The following is a 17,608-nucleotide window of genomic DNA, read 5'->3' as shown; positions in this document are numbered from 1 at the left end:
TGTGACGTAATGCCGATGTGAGCCGCATTCTGCGCGATTTCCGGTGGTACGTTCGTAACGTTCTCCGGGGGCGTCCCGCCGCCCGGAAGCGCCGGTGCGGACGTGCTCCGCGGGGGAGCCGACCGGTGCGAGTCCACAAGGGGGAGACCGACGGTGAAGTACGACGTGTGCCAGATCATCGGCATGGTGGCCGTCGCGGTGTGCGGGCAGGGCGCCGTCCGGCTGCTCGTCCACCACGGCGACACCGGCGTCCTCGGCGCACTGCACGCCGGGTTCGGGGTGACCCTGGGCGTCTACGCCACCGGGACCGTCGCCGGAGTCGTCCTCGCCGGTTGGGCCCACGGCCGCGCCAAGGCGCTCGGCCGCCGCGGCTGACCCGACGGCGGGGGCGGGCCGGGGGAGCGGCGGCAGGCGGCCGGGGGCGTTCCCCGGGCCCGGCTCACCCCTCGCCCGGCGGGCCCGCCCCGTCCGGGGACGCCTCCCCGTCCGGCACCACGAACTCGCACCACAGCGCCTTGCCGGAGCCGCGCGGCTCGGCGCCCCAGCTGTCCGCCAGCGCCTCCACCAGCATCAGACCGCGCCCGGACGTGGCGGTCTCACCGGGGCTGCGACGCCGGGGCCACTGGCTGGAGCGGTCCTCGACCTCCAGCCGGATCCGCCGCGGCTCGCCCGGCAGCAGCTCCATCGTCACCAGCGCCCCGCTCTCCGTGTGCGTCAGCGCGTTGGCGATCAGCTCGCTCGCCGCCACCTCGATGTCGTACATCACCGGCCCGGCCCGCCACTGGTCCACGGTCCGCCGCAGCGCCGAGCGGACATCGGCGGCGCCCGCCGGATCGGCCTGGTGGACGTGGAGCCGCAGCCGCGGCAGCGCGCTGCCGCCCGGGTCCGGCACCCGCCGCAGCAGCAACAGCGCCAGATCGTCCTCCGACCCGGGCGCCGACCACAGCAGCTCCGCGAGCTGATCGGCGAGCGGCCCCAACTCCTGCGGCCCGGCGCGGACCGCCGCGGTCAGCGCGTCGATCCCGACCGAGATGTCCTGCCCCGGCTGCTCCACCAGCCCGTCGCTGCACAGCAGCAGCGTCGACCCGGGCTCCAGGAACAGCTGCGTCTCGGGGAAGTGGTCGTGCCCGAACGTGGTCGCCACCCCGAGCGGCAGCCCGCCGCGGACCTTCGGCCAGTCCACATGCCCCGAACCGTCCCGGACCAGCGGCCCCAGATGCCCGGCCCGCGCCACGTGCAGCGCCCCGGAGTCCAGATCCGCCTGGACGTAGGTGCAGGTCGCGAAGCGGTCGGTCTCCAGCTCCGCCAGGAACCGCGAGGCGCGCACCAGCACCGTCTCCGGCGGATGCCCCTCGCTCGCGTACGCCCGCAGCGCGATCCGCAGCTGCCCCATCACCGCCGCCGCATGGGTGTCGTGCCCCTCGACGTCCCCGACGACCAGCCCCGTACGGCCCTGCGGCAGCGCGATCACGTCGTACCAGTCGCCGCCGATGTCGCGGCCCACGCTCGCCGGGTGGTACCGCACCGTCACCTCGCCGCCGGGTATCTCCGGCACCCGCCGCGGCAGCATCGTCGCCTGGAGGCCCGTCGCGAACTCCCGCTCCTGGTCGAAGAGGGTCGCCCGCTGCAACGACTGCGCCACCACACCGGCCAGCGCCAGCGCCAGGTTCCGCGCCTCGGCGGACTGTCCGGACGGCTCGTTGCCGAACAGCCCCAGCGCCCCGATGACGGTGTCCTGCGCCACCAGCGGCAGGAACGACGCGCTGCCCGGCGGCAGCATCTCCCCGTACGGGCGCAGCCGCGGGAAGCGGGCGATCATCTCGCCGCGGGTGCGCAGAAAGCTGGGGCGCCGCGACGCCACCGTGTCCGACAGCGGCAGCGTGTCGTCCAGCCGGGAGCGGAGCATGTCCTCGGGGACGTCGCCGTCCAGCCCGGTCGCCGCGATCACCTCGAACCGGCCGCCCGCCACCAGCCCCAGGACCAGCGCGTCCGCCCCGAACCGGCGCGCCCCGCCCGGACCGGTCAGCACCCGCGTCACATCCGCCACCGACATCGCCCGCGCCAGCGCCGCCGTGGTCTGCTGCACCATCACGGTCTGCCGCTGCCGCTCCTGTTGCAGCGACCGCAGCAGCGCCGAGTCCGCCAGCTCGTTCGACGCCTCCCGCACCACCCCGATCACCCGGTACGGCAGCCCGTCCGCGTCGTGCAGGATCCGGCCCTGGGAGTGCGCCCAGTGCATCGTCCCGTCGCGGTGGCGCACCCGGAAGTACGCGCCGTACGAGGAGGCGCCGTCCTGGAGCGCCAGCGACAGCGCCCGGTCCAGCCGCGCGCCCTCCTCCGGCGGCACCCGCGAGGCCAGCGCCAGGGGCTCCCCGCTCCACTCGTCGGCGCGCAGGTCGTAGAGGCGCAGCGCACCCTCGTCGAGGTTCAGGTGGCCGCGGTTCAGGTCCCAGTCGAACGTGCCCATGAGGTTGAGATCGAGGCGGCGGCGGAGCCCGATCGGCTCGTGGTGCGAGACGCCCGGCGCCTCCTCGGGCACCGCGCGGACGCCCGGGGCGGCCAGCGGGTCGTAGCGGCGCCCGGGATCGTCGCCGCTCCCGGCGGTCACCGAAGCGCCCGTCGCCCGGCTGCCACGGGCGGACGGGAACGGGGGAGGGACGGCGCCGCGATCCGGTCCTGGCGGTGCGGCGCCGCGCGGGAGTGCGGGCCCCGGGCCCGCGGCCGCGCGCCGTTGACCAGGGCCGATATCCACCGGGACGCGGCCATGCGCTCACCCTAGGCCGGGGCGCGGCCCGCCGCATGTCCCGCTGCCCCGCCCGGGGCGCGCGGCCCCCGCTGGTGCCGGACCCGCCGCTACGCCGGTGCGCCCGCCCGCGCCCCGCCGACCGGCGCCGTGGTGCGGATCCGGTGGGCGCGGGTGGCCGTCCGGGTGGCGACGTCGACGGTGTACGCGTCGAGCGTCAGCGCGGTGCCCGACACCTTCAGCAGCATGAAGCCGTGGTCGGAGAAGTTCTGCCAGGCGGCCGGGTGGCCGAAGTGCGCGCTGCCGTCGCCGGTCTTGCCGGACGCGCCGCACACCACCTGCCGGGTGCCGCCGGTCCGCGCCGTCGGCTCCAGCAGCTGCGAGGTGTGGTCGTGCCCGGAGAGGATCAGATCGGCGCGCCCGAGGACGACCTCCTCGTACATCTCCTTGAGGTGGACGCCGCTGGTGTAGTTGCCGACGGTGAAGCCGTCGTAGGCACCGGCGCTGCCGTGCTTGCCGTTGTTGAGGTACGGATGGTGGCCCAGGACGATCTTCCAGCGGGCCCGGGAGGCGCGCAGCGCGCCGTCCAGCCACTCCCGCTGCCCGCGCATGTACGGGCCGTCCCAGCGGTAGTGCGGGTCGATCTGGGCGACGTACGACGACCACGGGATGGTGTCGATGGCGAAGAACTCCACCAGCGGACGGTCGGCGGGGACCGGCACGCTGTAGTAGCGCTCCGGCATGTACCAGCGGCGCGAGGTCGCCGCGTACGCCACCTCGCGGTCGCCGCGGGACGGGTCGCCGCCGCTGCCCGGGATCAGCCCGGAGCAGTCGTGGTTGCCCAGCACCATCAGCCAGGGCACGTCGATTCCGGCGTTGGGCTTCTCGAACTTGTCCTGGAACTCGGAGTCGTGGTCGGACTCCGGCCCGTTCTCGTAGATGTTGTCGCCCAGCCCGACGGCCAGTTCCACGCCCTCCGCGCGGCAGACGTCCCGCGCCGCGGCGGCCACCGCGTACTGCGCCTCGTCGCCGGTGCCCGCGTCGCCCGTCACCAGGACGGCGAACTCGCCCCTGCGGTTGGGGCGTTCGGGGAAGGGGTACGCGCCGGGCGCGCCGCCGCGGGGCGCGGCGGCGGCCGTCCGGTCCCCGGCGCCGAGCGGCAGCACGCCGAGCGCGGCGCCCGCCACCGCGCCGCCCAGCAGCGTCCGCCGGTTGACCCACGGCACGGTGCGGCCGGTCGTCCGCATCCCGGGCGCGTCCGCCGCGGGCCGCGTGGCCTCGTCCCGCAGCCACTGGTCCTCGGTCAGGTCCGCGCGCGGCGGGATCAGTTCGTCGTCACACATGCCTCGCTTTTTCTCATGGGCGAGGAGGCTGATGGTGAAGGTCCGATGAAGGCGAAGTGGACGTATGTACGACACCGGGTGCCGGGTGGGGGAGTTGTCGGTGCACTCGGTGCCATAAGGGTCGCGGGGTGCGGCCCGCCGCCGTACGGCCGCCCGGGCTCAGGACGGCTGCCACCCCGTCGCCGCCGCCCAGCGCTCGGCGCCGCGCATCAGCGCCTCGGTGGCCGGTTGTTTGATCCGCCCGTACGCGGCGAGGTCCGGGACCTCTGCGGCCAGCCGCTGTTTGAACGTGCCCCACGCCCGGCGGACCTCCGCGTCGGCGCGCAGATGGTCGCGGAAGAGCAGCGCGAACCGGGCGTTGGGCCCGCCGTGCTCCCGCAGGTGGATGTTGCACCGGCGGGCGCCGACGGGCGGGGCGAAGACCAGCTTGCGGCAGGGGCGGCCGGACACCACCTCGGTGCGGTTCCACGGCTCGGGGCGGAGCCGGAACCCGGCCGCCGTCAGCCGCGCCGTGGCCCGCCCGGCGCACTCCTCGTCGAGCGGCGCCGTCCGCACCTGGATGTCCAGACAGTCCTTGGCCGCCAGCCCCGGCACGGAGGTGGAGCCCACATGGTCGACCGCGACCGCGAGCGCCCCCAGCAGCTCCCGCAGCCGGGCGGCGTGCCCGGCGAACTCCCGGGCCCAGCACGGCCGGTGGGCGACCACGGCGACCGGGGCGATCTCATCGTCGAAGGGCATGCCCGGACGCTACCGCCCCGGCGGCCCGGCCGCCCCCTCCCGGTGCGCCCCGCGCCGCCGGGCCCGCCGGGCGCACCTCCGTCCACCGCCCGGGCCTCAGTGCGCCTCACCGGTACGGGTGCGCTCCAGGATCGCCGTCAGATCCGTGCCCGGCGGCAGGGTGCCGAAGGCGTTGCCCCACGCCCCGTCGAGCCGCGAGGCGCAGAACGCGTCGGCGACCGCGGGGGAGCTGTGCCGCACCAGCAGCGCCCCCTGGAGCACCAGCGCCATCCGCTCGGCGACGGTCCGCGCCAGCAGCTGCGCCCGCTCCGGGTCGGCCAGCTCACCCAGCAGCTTCCGCAGCCCCGCGGCGGCCGCGTCCAGCCGCCGGTCGGCGCCCGCGGCCGCGTCGATCTCCGCGAAGTACGCCTCCAGCGCGTCCGGTTCCCGCTGGAGCGCCCGCAGCACGTCGAGCGCCGCGACATTGCCGGAGCCCTCCCAGATCGACAGCAGCGGCGCCTCCCGGTAGAGCCGCGGCATGCCGGACTCCTCGACGTAGCCGTTGCCGCCCAGGCACTCCAGCGCCTCGCCCACGTGCGAGCTGCCGCGCTTGCACACCCAGTACTTGGCGGCGGCCAGCGCCAGCCGCCGCAGCGCCGCCTCCCGGGCGTCCCCGGCCTGCGAGCGGTCCACCGCCGCCGCCAGCCGCATCCCCAGCAGCGTCGCCGCCTCCGACTCCACGGCGAGGTCGGCGAGGACCGAGCGCATCAGCGGCTGGTGGTCCAGCGTCCGGCCGAACGCCTGCCGGTGCGCGGTGTGGTGCAGCGCCTGCCGCAGCCCGGCCCGCATCGCGGCGGCCGATCCCAGCACACAGTCCAGGCGGGTCATGTTGACCATCTCCACGATGGTGCGCACCCCGCGCCCCGGCTCGCCCACCGGCCAGGCCACCGCCGCCTCGTACTCGATCTCGGCGGAGGCGTTGGAGCGGTTGCCCAGCTTGTCCTTGAGGCGCATCAGCCGCAGTCCGTTGCGGCTGCCGTCCGGCAGGACGCGCGGCAGCAGAAAACAGCTGAGACCCTCCGCCGTCTGTGCCAGGGTCAGGAAGACATCGCTCATCGGCGCGGAGGTGAACCACTTGTGGCCGGTGATCCGGTAGCTCCCGTCGGCGGCGGCCACCGCGCGGGTGGTGTTGGCGCGGACGTCGGAGCCGCCCTGCTTCTCCGTCATCGACATGCCCGCGATCAGGCCCGACTTGGTCAGCGGCGGCCGCAGCCCGAAGTCGTAGACCCGCGAGGTGAGCAGCGGTTCGTACACCGCCGCCAGCTCGGGCGCCGCCCGCAGCGCGGGGACGGCGGCGTACGTCATCGAGATCGGACAGCCGTGGCCCGGCTCCGCCTGGGACCAGAGGTAGAACTTCGCGGCGCGCACCAGATGCGCGCCCGGCCGGTCGTCGGCCCAGGGCGCGGCGTGCAGCCCCTGCTCCACGGCGACCGTCATCAGCTGATGCCAGGCGGGGTGGAAGGTGACCTCGTCGACGCGGTGGCCGAAGCGGTCGTGGGTCTGCAGCCGGGGCGGCACCTCCTCCGCCCAGCGGGACTGCTCCTGGACGGCCGCCGTGCCCGCCAGCGCGCCGAGTTCGGTCACCTCCCGCTCGCCCCATCCGGCGCCTTCCCGGCGCAAGGTCTCCAGCAGGGCCGGCTCGTCCGCGGCGGTGAAACCGGTCAGCGGCGGCGGCTGATTCACGACTTCATGAGTGACGGTCATACCTCGACGTTACAGTTGTACGACAAGCGTGGAAAGGATGTAATGAATGAACGGCGCGGACGGCTGTGACGGCACCCCCGGAACGGCCCCCACGGGCACCCCGCGGAGCGCGGCGGACGATGCGGAGGACCTCGGGGTGAGGCCGCTCACCGCGCGCTCCGTCGTCCTCAGCACCCTCCTGGGCAACCATCCGGCGCAGCTGCCGGTCCGCGCCCTCGTCCGTATCGGGGAACTCTTCGGCATCGCCGAGGGCACGGTCCGGGTCGCACTCTCCCGCATGGTGGCAGCCGGAGACCTCACCCACGCCGACGGGGACTACGCCCTCACCGCACGGCTGCTGGCCCGCCAGCGCCGTCAGGACGACAGCCGCACCCCGCGCACCCTGCCGTGGTCCGGCGCCTGGGAGATCGCCCTGGTCACCGGCGAGCGCCGGACCGCCGCCGAACGCACCGCGCTCCGCCGCGCCATGGACGGACTCCGCCTGGCCGAGCTGCGCGAGGGCAGCTGGCTGCGCCCCGCCAACCTCGACCGCCCCCGCCCGTCCGCCGCCGACCAGTGCATCTGGCTCACCGGCACCCCCGACGGCGATCCGGCCGTCCTCGCGGGCAAGCTCTGGGACCTCGACGGCTGGGCCGCCCGCGCCCGCGACCTCGACGCCCGCCTCGGCGGCGCCGACGACCCCGCGCACCGCTTCACCGTCGCCGCCGCGGCCCAGCGCCATCTGCTGACCGACCCGCTGCTCCCCGCCGAACTGCTCCCCGACGACTGGCCGGGATCCACCCTGCGGGAGAGCTACGACGCCTTCGTCGACCATCTGCGCGAACTGCTGCGCCACTACCTCTCGCCGGTCGCCGCCCCCACGACGTCCGGCTCGGGCACCGGACCCGCCGGTGCGGTACGCGCCGCCGGGACCCGCCGCCGCACCTCGTAGCCCACCAGCACCACCGCCATCGTCACCAGACTCAGCCAGAACTGCGAACGGCTGTCGGGCAGCACCGCCATCGCGGCGATCACCGCCGTCATCGCCGCGATGGTCACCCAGCTCAGCCAGGGGAACAGCCACATCCGCAGCGTCAGCCGCGCCGGGTCCTCGCGCTCCAGCCGCCGCCGCATCCGCACCTGCGCGAAGGCGATGGCCAGATAGACGAAGAGCGCGACCGCGCCGTAGGAGTTGATCAGGAACGAGAAGACCACATCGGGGGAGATCCAGGCGGCGATCACCGACAGATAGCCGACCGACGTCCCGGCCAGCAGCGCCCGCCGCGGTACGCCGCCGCGGCTGACCTTCGTGAAGGCGCGCGGCGCATCGCCGTTGCCGGTGAGCGCGAAGAGCATCCGCGACGACGTGTAGAGCGCGGAGTTCAGGCAGGACAACACCGCGATCAGCACCAGCGCGTTCATCACCGTCCCGGCGCCGGGCACCGCCAGCCGCTCCAGCACCGCCGCGTACGGACTGACCTCGATCGCCCGCGACGTCCACGGCACCACCGCGACCACCAGGAAGATCGACAGCACGTAGAACGCCACCACCCGCAGCACGATCGAGCGGATCGCGTCCGCCACCGCCCGCTCCGGCTCGACCGACTCCGCCGCCGCGATCGTCACGATCTCCGCCCCGGTGAAGAACCCGACACAGGGCACCACCGCCGCCAGCACCGCGCCCACCCCCGCCGGGGCGAACCCGCCGTGCGACGTCAGCAGCGCCAGCCCGCCTTGCGCGTGCGGCCACAGCCCCAGCACGTACAGCGCGCCCAGGAACAGGAAGACGACGATCGCCACCACCTTGATCGACGAGAACCAGTACTCGAACTCGCCGTAGGACCGCGCCGACACCATGTTCGTCGCCGTCAGCAGCCCCATCAGGACCAGGCTGACCGCCCACAACGGCACGCCGGGCAGCCACAGCTGGACGATCCGGCCACCGGCCACCGCCTCCACGGCGACCACGATCACGAAGAAGTACCAGTACAGCCAGCCGACGGTGAAACCGGCCCGCGGCCCCAGCGTCTCGCGGACATGCGCGTAGAACGAGCCCTGCGCGGGCCGGGCGACGGTCATCTCCGCCAGCATCCGCATGATCAGCACTGTCAGCACCCCGGCGGCCAGGAACGACAGCACCGCCGCCGGACCGGTCGCGTGCACCACCACCCCGCTGCCGACGAACAACCCCGCGCCGATCACCCCGCCGAGCGCGATCAGCCGCATATGACGGCGCTTGAGCCCCTGGTGCAGCGCACCCTCCGCCGGTGCCGGGCCGCTCTGGGGGCCGTGCGCCCCCGGTGTCTGCGTACTCATGGGGGGCGACGCTAACTTCCGGACACTGCCGCACTGTTGCGGCAGTGTTTCACTCCCCGCGACCCGCCGGATCCCGCGGCGCGGCCCGCCCGCTCACCGCGGCAGGACGCACACCGCTGCCGCCGCCGCGAACGGCTCGCCCCGCCGCACCAGCGCCCCGGAGTCCGGGTCGACCGCGAACACCGTCACCGTCCCCGACTTCTGGTTCGCCGCGAACAGCAGCCGTCCGTCCGGCGAGAAGGTGATCTGCCGCGGGAAGTCGCCGCCCACCGGCACCCTGTCCAGCAGCCGCAACCGCGCCCCGCCGTCCTCGACCGCGTACCGGGTCAGGCTGTTGTGGCCGCGGTTGGCCAGGAACGCGAACGCCCCGTCCGCGGTGACCAGCAGCTGCGCCGGATAGCTGGTGCCCTCGCCGGTGCCGGTCGGCTGCGGCTCGCCCGGCGTCAGCCGCCCGCTGTCCGCGTCGTACCCGCAGACCACCACGGTGTTGTCGACCTCGTTCGCCAGATACGCGTACCGGCCCGACGGGTGGAACGTCAGATGCCGCGGCCCGGCGCCCGGCCGCAGCGCCGCCCGCGACACCTCGGCCAGCTTCCCGGCGGAGGTGTCCAGCCGATAGGTGTAGACGGTGTCGGTGCCCAGATCGACCGCCAGGACGTGGCCGCCGTCCGGCGAGGTGAGGATCTGGTGCGCGTGCGGCCCGTCCTGGCCCGGACCGGGCGGCGGCGCGGAGTGGGTGACCAGATCCGTCCGCCCGCCCAGCGAGCCGTCCGCCGGGTCGATCGGGTGCACCGCCACGCTCCCGGAGGTGTAGTTGGCGCTCAGCAGCCACCGTCCGCCCGGGTGGACCGAGAGATGGCAGGGCCCGGCGCCGCCGGTGGGACGGCTGCCCAGCACCTTCGGCGGGCCCTGCGCCGGAAGCGCCAGCGCGGTCACCGCGCCGTCCGGCTGCTCGTCCACGGCGTAGAGCGTGCCGCCGTCGGGGGCGAGCGCCAGGTACGACGGGTCGGGGACGCCGCCGACCGTGCCGGTGGAGGTCAGCGTCCCGTCCGCGGCGTACTCCGCAAGGATGATCCCGGCTCCCCCCGAGGAGGTGTACGTCCCGAGGAACGCGGTCCGGGCGGCCCGCGGTCGCCGGGCCTCCCCGCGCCCCCGGTCCCGGGCCTGCGCCGGGGTGGCGTCGCGGCCGGTCAGCGCGGTGCCCGTGGCTGCGACGGCGAGTCCGGCGGCGACGCCCCCGAGCAGACGCCTGCGCCCCACGCCGGGGCCCGTCCCTGCTGCGTTCATGCTCCACCTCGGTATCCGGCGCTCGGCCCGCGGACCGTACGGCCCCGCGGCAAGACGGGGTCAGCCTGACCCGGACGGCGCGGCACGGCAAGGGGACGGCGGCCCGCGGCACGGGTCCACCGCGTCACCGTTCCCCGACGCTCCGTCAGCTACCGCTGCCGTTATCGCTGTTGGGAGGGGGTTCACCCGTACATCGCGGTGATGACGGCGGGGGCGGACCGTAGCACTTCAGAGGTACGTGAGGAGGGGCACTGCGAGGGATTCGGGCTACAGACCCGACTCCATAGCGTCGTGAGCAAGACGGATCATGAACGAGAGGGCACCGCAACATGTACGGCAAGGCATTCGCCCCCGAGTACCAGGGCGCGCTGGGCGCGAAGCTCGACGTCAACTCCTCCTACGAGGAGGTGCTGGCCGCCGCCGTCCGCGCCCACGAGGAGGCCGAAGGGCCGCTGGACCGGGCCCGCGCGGCCCTCGCGGCGGGCGAGGCCAACCGCCGTCTGGGCAGGGTCGAGGCGGCCGGTGCGGCCTGGCGCGACAGCTACCGCAGCGCCCGGGAGGCGGGCGACCGCGGCGCCATGGGCTGGGCGCTGTGGAGCGGCGGCACCCTCGCCCGCCAGTGCGGTGCCCTGCCGCTCGCCCGTCGGCTGCTCACCCACGCCGTCGCCCTCGCCGACGGCGCCGACCGGCTGGCCCACGGCTACGCCCTCGCCGGGCTCGCCGAGACCGGCCGCATCCAGGGCGACTACGCAGCAGTCGCCGACCTGCACGAACAGCTCCTGGCCCAGGCACGCGCCCACGGCGAGCCCCGCCACGCGGTCTGGGCGCTGTCCGGCATCGCCCAGATGCACCGCAACACCGGCGACCTGCCCAAGGCGCTGGACCTCTTCGAGGAGTGCGTCACCATCGCCGCCGCGGCGGACGACAGCCGCGGCCACGCCTGGTCGCTGCGGGGCGTGGCCGACGTCCGCTCCGCGCTGGGCGAGACCGACCGCGCCCTGGAGCTGCTCTCCGAGGCGGAGGCGATATGCCGCGCCATGGACCTCGCCGCCGCCCTCGCCTACAACCACAAGATGCGCGGCAACGTCCTCTTCCGCGCCGAGCGGTACGCCCAGGCGCGCGAGCTGTACGCCCTCGCACTGCGGGAGTTCACCGAGATGACCGAGCCCCGTGGCCGCGCCCTGGCCGCGCTGGGCCTGGCACGGTCCCGCGCCCGGCTGGGCCGCGACCACGTCGAGACCCTCGCCGAACTCGACGCCCTGGAGCGGGAGTTCCGCCGGATCGGGCTGCGGGAGGCGCTGCGGACGCTCACCGCCTTCCGGGACGAGGTGACAGCGCGGTGGGCGGCAGAAACGGACGGACTTCTCGACGGTGCCACCATGCACCTGACTCCCGTAGCTCCCGCCACGTCGTGAAGCGGTACTCGAAGAGCCGGGCCCGCACCCGCAGCGGCGGGGCGTCCGGGAACGGATTGCCGCGCAGCAGCCGCAGCGTGTCCCGGTCGCCTTCGAGCAGCCGCTCCACGAAGCCGCCGAACCAGCCGGCGGCGTAGCCCGGCGACAGCGCGGCGAACCACATCAGCCAGTCGAGCCGCAGATGGTAGGGGGCGAACTGGCGCGGCAGCCGCCCCACCTCGCCCGGCTTCCCGTGGAAGGCGTACTCCTTCCACACCGTCCCCGGCCCGTCCACCGCCGACGCCGTCCCCTCCACCACCACCTCCCGCCGCACCCGCGTGACACTGCCGAAGGCGCCGTACGAGTTGACCAGGTGCAACGGTTCGTAGGAGGTGTTCATCCGCTGCTCGCGGGCGAGGAGGTTACGGGCCGGGCGGTAGCTGAGCGCCAGGACCCCGGCGGTCGCCGCGCAGACCAGGACGGTGAACCAGACCGGGGCGCCCGCCGGGAGCGGCGGCGGGGTGACCCGGGGGAGGGCCCCGGCGGCGACGGAGAGGGCGAGCGCGAGGGTCAGCCAGTTCAGCCAGGCGAAATTGCCGGAGAAGACCAGCCAGAGCTGGGTGACGGCCATCGCCGCCGCCGCCCACCCGGCCACCGGCTGCGGGGTGAACAGCAGTACCGGCAGCCCCAGCTGCGCCACATGGTTGGCGGCGGTCTCGACCTTGTGCAGTGGGCCCGGCAGACGGTGGAAGAACCAGCTCAGCGGGCCCGGCATCGGCTGGGTCTCGTGGTGGTAGCAGAGGCAGGTCAGATCGCGCCAGCAGCGGTCCCCGCGCATCTTGATCAGCCCGGCGCCGAACTCCACCCGGAACAGCAGCCAGCGCACCAGCCACATCACGAGGACCGGCGGCGCGAGGTCGCCGTTGCCGAGGAAGACCGCCAGCATCCCGGTCTCCAGCAGCAGCGACTCCCAGCCGAAGCCGTACCAGGTCTGGCCGACGTTCACGATCGACAGGTACATCACCCACAGCGCCGCCCACATCGCCATGGCCGCGCCCAGCGGCACCGCGTCGGCGGCGCCCGCGGCCACCGCGGCGGCCAGCAGCGCCCCGCACCACGACCAGGCGGCGAAGAACCGGTCCGAGTAGTGCAGCTGGAAGACGGACGGCGCGGCGCGGAACGGTACGCGCGCGACGAAGCGGGGCACGGGCAGCATCCCCCGCGCGCCGATCAGCGCCCGGAACTGCCGCGCCGCGGCGAGGAACGCGGTGAGATAGACGAGGGCCAGCAGCCGCTGGAAGACGAGGCGGCCGAGCCAGTAACCGGAGTCGGTGAACCAGTCCACCCGCCCAGGGGTAGCACCGCCCGGTGCCGTCCCGCGGGCAGACGCTCCGGACGCCACCCGACGCGCCGGTACGTCCGGGCGGCGGCGCCCGGCCGGAGGGGTGGCGGTCATCCGAATGGCGGGCCCCGCAGGGCGGCCGCGGCACCCGTCGGCCACCCCGCCCGGGCCGGTGACCGGGGCCGACGCGGTGCGGATCACCGCCATTGCGCGGAGAGCGGGGCAAAGCCGACGGAAAAAGTCGCGCGGTAGGGGTTAGGTGTCGTTAGGGTGGGGGACGACGGACGCCCCTTCTGGGAGACGCCAACACCATTTGGCCCGTCGCGGGAACGCCACAAACCCTGGCCGATCTCCCGGTTTGTGAACGAGGCGCCACCGCGTCGGGACCCATACCTCTGATTGAAGGAGTGCGTGGTGGCATTCGACAAGACGCAGTACAAGGAGCCCCGCCCGAAGCAGGGCGAACGCCCCGGCCGGATCAAGGAAGTCCGCAACCTTGAGGTCTGGGGGCGTGGCGCTCCGGTCCGGCTCGCCGGCTGTGACGAGGAGCCCGTCGAGCCGCACATCTTCCGCGGCATCGACTGACCCCGGAGCCCCCTTCCGGTCCCGCCCGGGCCGGGCGCGAAGGGCACATCCGGCACCGCAACCGCCCGTTCCCGTCCGGGAGCGGCGCACGACGGGGAGCGGCAGCGATCGGCTGCCGCTCCCCGTCGTCGTGTACCGGCGGGCGACGCCCGCACGCGGCACGGCGCTCCCGCGTACCGAACGGCGTTGCCCGGACGGGCCGTTGCCCGGGCGGTACGGCGCCCGTCCGGCCCTCTCCCCTTCCGGCGCCGGGCCCTCTTCCGAACCGTGGGCTCCACTGTCACCATGGCACCGCTTCCCATGAACGAACAGCGTTCCCGTACGTGAACGGGATGGGTCGCGCCGGGCCCCACCGCATGCTCCGCCGGTGCCGCCCGCGGCCCCGCGTCGCCCCGTCCGGGCAGCCCCCGGCCCCGGCCCGTCCCGTGGTGCTCGTGCCCGATCGTCGTACCCGGAAGGGGTGTGTCATGGAACGTCGGCACTTTCTCGCCACCGGCGCCGTCCTGGCCGTAGGGGGTGGCCTCTCCCCGTTCACGGGCGGCGGCGACCGCGCCGCGGCGGCGGAGCGGACGGCCGCGGGCGGCGGACTGCCCGCACGGGCGGAGATCATCGCCGTGCTGCGGCGCGTCGCCGACCACTGGATCGGGGCGCACACCGACCCCGGCGACAACAGATGGGCCCGCGCCACCTTCTTCAGCGGACTGCTCGCCCTGCACCGGCTGACCGGCGAGCCCCGCTACGCCGCCTACGCCCGCGGCTGGGCCGAGAAACACGACTACGGTCTCAACGACGGCCCGACCACCCGCCACGCCGACAACCAGTGCGCAGGCCAGGCGTACCTGGACCTGTACGCACTGGACCCGGCACCCGACGAGGCGAAGATCGCGGCGCTGGACGCGTCGGTGCGCGCGATGGTCGACTCCGCGGCGGACCGGCACTCCGACTGGACCTGGGACGACGCGCTGCACATGGCGATGCCGCCGTTCGCCCGCCTCGGCGCGCTCCGCGGCGACGACTCCTACGCGACGGCGATGCACACCTTCTACACCCACACCCGCAACGCCGAGGGCGGCCCGGGGCTCTACGATCCCACCAGCGGTTTCTGGTACCGCGACAAACGTTTCCTGCCCGGAGGAATCGTTTCCCCGGACGGCCGACCGGTGCTGTGGTCGCGCGGTAACGGCTGGGTCGCCGGTGCCCACACCAAGGTGCTCACCGCGCTCCCCGACGACCACCGCCACGCGCCCGCCTACCGCACCGCCCTCCTCACCGAGCTGCGCGCACTCCGCCGTATCCAGCGCCCCGACGGCTTCTGGAACGTCGACCTCGGCGACCCCGCGCACCTGCCCGGCCCCGAGACCAGCGGCACCGTCTTCTTCCTCTACGCGACGGCCTACGCGCTGCGCACCGGACTCGTCCCGGCCCGCCTCTTCCGGCCGGTCGCCGCCCGCGCCTGGCACGCCCTGGTCACCCACGCTCTGCACCCGGACGGCTTCCTCGGCTACGTCCAGCCCGAGGGGGACCGGCCGGAGTCGGGCCAGCCGGTCGGCCGCGACACCACCGCGGACTTCGGCGTCGGCGGGCTCCTGCTCGCGGGGACGGAGCTGGCGGCGCTCGTGGGGTAGGCCCGGACCGCCCGGCGGTCACCGGCTGCCCGGCGCCTCCCCGCCGGGCAGCCACCGCAGCAACGCCCCGACCGCCAGCGCCAGGCCGAGGCTGAGAACGAGCGCCGCGGCCAGCGCATGGGCGTAGGCGCCGGTGTCGTGCCGGGCGGCGCCGCCCAGCGTGCCGTAGAAGACCAGGCCGAGGACGGCGACCCCGGCCGCGCCGCCGACCTGCTGGCCGGTGGAGAGCACTCCGGAGGCCATCCCGATCTCGGCGGGGCGGACCCCGGCGAGCACGGTGTGCAGCAGCGGCGGCACCAGTACGCCGTTGCCCAGCCCGACCAGCAGCAGCGGCCCCACGAGCGCCCACGGGGTGAGGGCGGCGCCGCGGACGGTGACGACGGCGAGGGTGACGGCGTGGCCGAGCGCGAGGATCCACGCCCCGGTCCGCAGCAACCGCCGCCCCGGACGGGAGGCCCGCCCGGTGGCGACGCTGCCCGCGAAGAACGCCGCCGCGAACGGGACGTAGCAGAGCCCGGCGGCCAACGGGTCCAGCCCGAGGCCGTCCTGGAGGGTGAGGGAGAGGATCAGGAAGAAGGAGTTGATCCCGCAGTACGCCAGCAGGACCAGCGCGATACCGGTGGTGAAGGCGCGGTCGGCCAGCAGCCGCGGGCGCAGCAGCGGCGTCCCGCCGCGCGCCTCGATCCGCCGCTCGACCACCACGAACGCGTACAGCGCGGCCGCCCCGGCGACCGGACCGGCCCAGATCCACGGCGCCCCACCGGCGCCGTGCGCTTCGATCAGCGGCACGATCAGCAGACCGAGCGCGACGGTGAGCACCGCGGTGCCCGCCAGGTCCGGGCGGTGCCGTTCGGCGGCGCGCGATTCGGGGACGTACACCGCGGCGAGGGCGAGGGTGAGCACGCCGAGGGGGACGTTGATCCAGAAGAGCGGCCGCCAGGAGGCGCCGAACAGGTCGGCGGCGAGCAGAACGCCGCCGAGCAGTTGCCCCGCGACGCCCGCGAGGCCGATCACCGCACCGAGGACGCCGAACGCCCGGGCCCGCCGCTCCGGCGGCAGCACCACCTGGATCACCGCGAACACCTGCGGGAACAGCACCGCCGCGGCCAGCCCCTGGGCCACCCGCGCGGCGATCAGCGCACCGGCGGTGGGCGCGGTGGCGCAGGCCACCGAGGCGAGGGTGAAGGCGCCCGTGCCCAGGAGGAAGCAGCGTCTGCGGCCGTACCGGTCGCCGAGCCGGGCGCCGGTGACCAGGGCGAGGGCGTAGGCGAGTTGGTAGCCCGCCAGGATCAGCTGGGTGTCGGCGTCGGAGGCGTGCAGACCGGCCTGGACGGCGGGCGCCGCCACCAGCACGACGAAGGTGTCCAGCACGGCCATGAACACGCCGACGAGGACGAGGGACAGGGCCCGCCACGGGGCGGGGAAGACCGCTTCCGGGGCGGGAGCCGGGACGGACGGTGCGGGGGCGGCGGGTGGCCGGGGGATGGTCATGCCGCCGAGCCTGGTCGGCGGGGCGGCCGGGATACAGAGCCCGTTGATGCTGGTGGTGGGGGTACCACCCTGGGGCCCGCGGGCGAACGCGTCCGCGCCGTACGGGCGTTACGCTGGCGGGCGGTCGGACGCCCCGGAGCGCGGGGCGGGGAGCGGGCGGGCGCGGGGCCCGTGGACGGAGCGGTGTGATGGCGGACCGGGAACGGCGCCGGGTTCTGGCGGAGTTCCTCCGCTCCCGCCGCGAACGGATCTCCCCGGAGACGGCCGGGCTGCCCACCGGGCCGCGGCGGCGCACGCCCGGGCTGCGCCGTGAGGAGGTCGCCGCGCTCTCCGGTGTCAGCGTCACCTGGTACACGTGGATGGAGCAGGCCCGTGACATCACCGTGAGCCGTCAGGTGGTGGAGAGCCTGGCCCGGGTGCTGCGGCTCTCCCCGGCCGAGGCCCGCCATCTCGCCGCGCTGGCCGGGCACGCCCCGCCCGGCCCGGCTCCGGTGCCGGACGGCGGCCCGGCGCTGCAACGCCTGGTGGACGCGTTGGACCCGCATCCGGCCTACGCGGTGGCGCCCAACTGGGATCTACTGGCCTGGAACCGCGCCGAGGCCGGGCTGATCGGCGACCCGGCGGGGTGGGCGGACCCGGTGCCCAATCTGCTGCGCCGGGTGTTCACCCATCCGCCGGTCCGTACGCTCCTCGTCGACTGGCCGGATCAGGCCCGTACGCTGCTGGAGCAGTACCGCGCGCACGCCGACCGCCACCCGGGCCACGCCGCGTTCGAGGAGCTGACCGCGGAACTGTGCGCCCGCAGTGAGGAGTTCCGCGGCTGGTGGGGCAGGCACGACGTGGCGGAGTTCCGCCCGACGCGCCGCCGCTTCGCCCATCCCCGGCTGGGGCTGCTGACGTTCGACTACGTCAAGCTGGCGGCGGTCGACGCGCCGGGCGTCACGGTGGTGTCGTGCCTGCCCTCGGACGAGGGGACCGCCGCCCGGCTGCCGGAGCTGACGCGCGGGCCCTGAGCCGACGGG

Annotated in this window: 14 protein-coding genes; 6 read left to right on the top strand and 8 right to left on the bottom strand. The window is 74.9% G+C overall.

What is annotated here, in order from left to right; genetic code table 11:
• Nucleotides 1-153: 153 nt before the first annotated feature.
• Nucleotides 154-375 (top strand): hypothetical protein, encoded by a 222-nt coding sequence (locus tag IF23_RS0103780; protein WP_030279710.1) that lies wholly within the window; start codon nucleotides 154-156, stop codon nucleotides 373-375.
• 64 nt (nucleotides 376-439) lie between these two features.
• On the opposite strand, the gene IF23_RS0103775 is transcribed toward IF23_RS0103780, so the two are convergent.
• The 4 genes from IF23_RS0103775 to IF23_RS0103760 all read right to left on the bottom strand — a co-directional run bounded on the left by IF23_RS0103775 (nucleotide 440) and on the right by IF23_RS0103760 (nucleotide 6,567).
• A complete protein-coding gene (locus IF23_RS0103775) occupies nucleotides 440-2,608 on the bottom strand; it encodes a SpoIIE family protein phosphatase (protein ID WP_078653756.1) in 2,169 nt (722 codons plus the stop codon).
• 245 nt (nucleotides 2,609-2,853) lie between these two features.
• The gene (locus tag IF23_RS0103770) at nucleotides 2,854-4,086 is read right to left on the bottom strand and encodes a metallophosphoesterase (protein ID WP_030279708.1); all 1,233 of its coding nucleotides are present in this window, start codon (nucleotides 4,084-4,086) and stop codon (nucleotides 2,854-2,856) included.
• Between the two features lie 159 nt (nucleotides 4,087-4,245).
• Complete coding sequence (locus IF23_RS0103765; RefSeq protein WP_030279707.1) at nucleotides 4,246-4,824, bottom strand: GrpB family protein; 579 nt, start codon at nucleotides 4,822-4,824, stop codon at nucleotides 4,246-4,248.
• Nucleotides 4,825-4,920: 96 nt separating this feature from the next.
• Complete coding sequence (locus IF23_RS0103760; protein WP_030279706.1) at nucleotides 4,921-6,567, bottom strand: acyl-CoA dehydrogenase family protein; 1,647 nt, start codon at nucleotides 6,565-6,567, stop codon at nucleotides 4,921-4,923.
• Nucleotides 6,568-6,613: 46 nt separating this feature from the next.
• Here IF23_RS0103760 and IF23_RS0103755 point away from each other — a divergent pair, with 46 nt between their 5' ends.
• The gene (locus IF23_RS0103755) at nucleotides 6,614-7,498 is read left to right on the top strand and encodes a PaaX family transcriptional regulator C-terminal domain-containing protein (protein ID WP_078653755.1); all 885 of its coding nucleotides are present in this window, start codon (nucleotides 6,614-6,616) and stop codon (nucleotides 7,496-7,498) included.
• On the opposite strand, the gene IF23_RS0103750 is transcribed toward IF23_RS0103755, so the two are convergent.
• Together IF23_RS0103750 and IF23_RS0103745 are read right to left on the bottom strand one after the other, a co-directional pair.
• The gene (locus IF23_RS0103750) at nucleotides 7,402-8,862 is read right to left on the bottom strand and encodes an amino acid permease (RefSeq protein ID WP_078653754.1); all 1,461 of its coding nucleotides are present in this window, start codon (nucleotides 8,860-8,862) and stop codon (nucleotides 7,402-7,404) included. The genes IF23_RS0103755 and IF23_RS0103750 overlap by 97 nt on opposite strands.
• A 93-nt stretch (nucleotides 8,863-8,955) precedes the next feature.
• Nucleotides 8,956-10,149 carry a lactonase family protein gene (locus IF23_RS0103745; protein WP_030279703.1) on the bottom strand — a complete coding sequence of 398 codons (1,194 nt, stop codon included), beginning with the start codon at nucleotides 10,147-10,149 and terminating at the stop codon, nucleotides 8,956-8,958.
• Between the two features lie 329 nt (nucleotides 10,150-10,478).
• Here IF23_RS0103745 and IF23_RS32395 point away from each other — a divergent pair, with 329 nt between their 5' ends.
• On the top strand, nucleotides 10,479-11,564 hold the full coding sequence (locus IF23_RS32395) for a tetratricopeptide repeat protein (RefSeq protein WP_078653753.1): 1,086 nt from the start codon (nucleotides 10,479-10,481) through the stop codon (nucleotides 11,562-11,564).
• On the opposite strand, the gene IF23_RS0103735 is transcribed toward IF23_RS32395, so the two are convergent.
• Entirely contained in the window at nucleotides 11,458-12,888 is a 1,431-nt protein-coding gene (locus IF23_RS0103735; protein ID WP_030279701.1) for a lipase maturation factor family protein, read from the bottom strand. The two genes, IF23_RS32395 and IF23_RS0103735, sit on opposite strands and share 107 nt — an antisense overlap.
• 411 nt (nucleotides 12,889-13,299) lie before the next feature.
• Between IF23_RS0103735 and IF23_RS34315 the strand changes: the two genes are divergently transcribed.
• Nucleotides 13,300-13,470, top strand: a complete 171-nt coding sequence (locus IF23_RS34315; protein ID WP_169749983.1) for a hypothetical protein — start codon at nucleotides 13,300-13,302, stop codon at nucleotides 13,468-13,470.
• Nucleotides 13,471-13,937: 467 nt separating this feature from the next.
• Nucleotides 13,938-15,095: a glycoside hydrolase family 88 protein gene (locus IF23_RS0103725; RefSeq protein ID WP_037677181.1), complete on the top strand. Its 1,158-nt coding sequence runs from the start codon at nucleotides 13,938-13,940 to the stop codon at nucleotides 15,093-15,095.
• Between the two features lie 18 nt (nucleotides 15,096-15,113).
• Here the strand turns inward: IF23_RS0103725 and IF23_RS0103720 are convergent, their stop codons facing one another.
• The gene (locus IF23_RS0103720) at nucleotides 15,114-16,586 is read right to left on the bottom strand and encodes an MFS transporter (RefSeq protein ID WP_030279699.1); all 1,473 of its coding nucleotides are present in this window, start codon (nucleotides 16,584-16,586) and stop codon (nucleotides 15,114-15,116) included.
• A gap of 188 nt (nucleotides 16,587-16,774) precedes the next feature.
• Here IF23_RS0103720 and IF23_RS0103715 point away from each other — a divergent pair, with 188 nt between their 5' ends.
• The gene (locus tag IF23_RS0103715; RefSeq protein WP_030279697.1) at nucleotides 16,775-17,599 is read left to right on the top strand and encodes a helix-turn-helix transcriptional regulator; all 825 of its coding nucleotides are present in this window, start codon (nucleotides 16,775-16,777) and stop codon (nucleotides 17,597-17,599) included.
• The last annotated feature ends 9 nt before the right edge of the window (nucleotides 17,600-17,608 follow it).

It is taken from the genome of Streptomyces catenulae (assembly GCF_000718015.1).
In the GTDB taxonomy this organism is placed as follows: Bacteria; Actinomycetota; Actinomycetes; order Streptomycetales; family Streptomycetaceae; genus Streptomyces; species Streptomyces catenulae.
This window is presented reverse-complemented; position numbering and strand designations above follow the sequence as displayed.